This window comes from Cellulomonas jepli (assembly GCF_047229345.1).
Lineage (GTDB): Bacteria > Actinomycetota > Actinomycetes > Actinomycetales > Cellulomonadaceae > Cellulomonas_A.
This window is the reverse complement of sequence record NZ_JBFTER010000196.1, coordinates 1-1,759: the sequence shown is the minus strand read 5'-3', so window position 1 is coordinate 1,759 and position 1,759 is coordinate 1. Positions and strand designations below refer to the sequence as shown.

Below are 1,759 nucleotides of genomic sequence, written 5' to 3'. Positions count from 1 at the left end.
CCGCCGACCCCGGCCCGGTGCACCTCGACCTCGCCTACCGCGAGCCGCTCGGGCCGGGCGACGAGCCGTGGCCCGCGCCGTCCGAGGACGGGCTCGTGCGCGTGACGCCGCGCGCCGCCGCCCCGTTCGTCGCCACCGGCGCGGAGGGCGCGCGGGTCGACGACGTGCCGACGGTCGTCGTCGCGGGCGACGGCGCGGGGCCGCACGCGCGGCTGCTCGCCGAGGCCAACGACTGGCCGCTGCTCGCGGAGCCGTCGTCGGGCGCGCTCGGCGGCTCGCACGCGATCCCCGCGTACCGGCTCCTGCTCGGGCACCCCACGCTCGGCGGGCAGGTGCGGCGCGCCGTCGTGCTCGGGCGCCCGACGCTGTCCCGCCCGGTCTCGCGCCTGCTCGCGCGCGACGACGTCGAGCTCGTCGTGGTCGCCCCGCACGGGCGCGACTGGCCCGACGCGGGGCGGGCCGCGACCCACGTGCACACCGAGGTCCCCGCCGGGCTCGTCGGCCGTGCCGGGCCCCCCGGGTGGCTCGACGCGTGGCGCGCCGCGGGCAAGACCGCTGCCGCCGCGGTCGACTCGGTGCTCGACCCCGGCCCCCGGGCCGCGCCGTCGCGCAGCGGGACCCGGGTGACCGGCCCGGTGCTGGCGCGCGAGGTCGTGCGCGCGACGCAGCAGCGCGACGTGCTCGTCGTCGGGTCCAGCAACCCGGTGCGCGACCTCGACCTCATGGGTGGCTGGGACTCGCCCGCCCTCGTGCTCGCCAACCGGGGGCTCGCGGGGATCGACGGCACCGTCTCGACCGCGATCGGCGTCGCGCTCGGCCTCCCGGACCGTCGCGTGCGGGCGCTCGTCGGCGACCTGACGTTCCTGCACGACGCGGGCGGGCTGCTGCGTGGGCCGCTCGAACCGACCGCGGACCTCCAGCTCGTGGTCGCGAACGACGACGGCGGCTCGATCTTCGCGACCCTCGAGCACGGCGCCCCCGAGCACGGCGCGGTCTTCGAGCGGGTCTTCGCGACCCCGCACGGCGCGGACCTCTCGGCGCTGTGCGCGGCGTACGGGGTGCGGCACACCCGCGTGAGCGACGTCGAGGGCCTCGCGCCGGCGCTCGCGGCCCCCGGGCGCGGGCTCAGCGTCGTCGAGGTGCGGGTCGACCGCGCCGGGCGCCGCGCGCTCGGGGAGCGGATCGAGTCCGAGGTGCGGGACGCGCTCGACCGCACGCTGGGCTGACCTGCGCCTCGAGGGACCACCGGGCGCCGCGGCGCCACACGTCCCGGGAAGGCCCGGGACGCCCGGTCGGTGGCCGCCGGCACCCGGCGAGCGCGAGGGGCGGCCGTGAGCCGACTCGCAGCGAACTCCCAGGGACGCCCGAGCGTGCGCCCAGGCGCGCGGGGTCTCATGGTGGAGGAGAAGGAGGACGACCATGAGCAGCAGCACCCCCGACGTCCCGGGCGCACCGAGCCCCGAGGACCGGCCCACCCCGGCGACGAGCGAGCAGAGCCCGGCACCGACCCCCGACACGCACGGCGACGCGCACCCCCAGGTCGCGGCCACGCAGCCGATCGCGCGTCCCGAGCCCGGCCCGCACGAGGCGCCGACGCAGCCGCTCGCCGCCACGCCGCCGCACGCCGAGACGCAGCCGCTCCCGGCTGCGGCCCCCGCACCGGCCGCCCCCGCGCCGCAGCACCCGGCACCGCAGCACCCGGTGACGCAGGCGCTGCCCGCCGCCGCGGCCCCGCAGGGCGGTGCCCCCGGCCACGCCC

The 1,759-nt window shown here is 80.2% G+C and carries 1 protein-coding gene and 1 pseudogene; both read left to right on the top strand.

Annotated features, from left to right (window positions below):
• Positions 1-1,226: thiamine pyrophosphate-dependent enzyme (locus tag AB6N24_RS23030; protein ID WP_412871685.1), on the top strand; the 1,226-nt coding region annotated here is incomplete at its 5' end.
• A gap of 193 nt (positions 1,227-1,419) precedes the next feature.
• Positions 1,420-1,759 (top strand): annotated as a pseudogene (locus AB6N24_RS23025) (hypothetical protein); the annotation flags it as partial.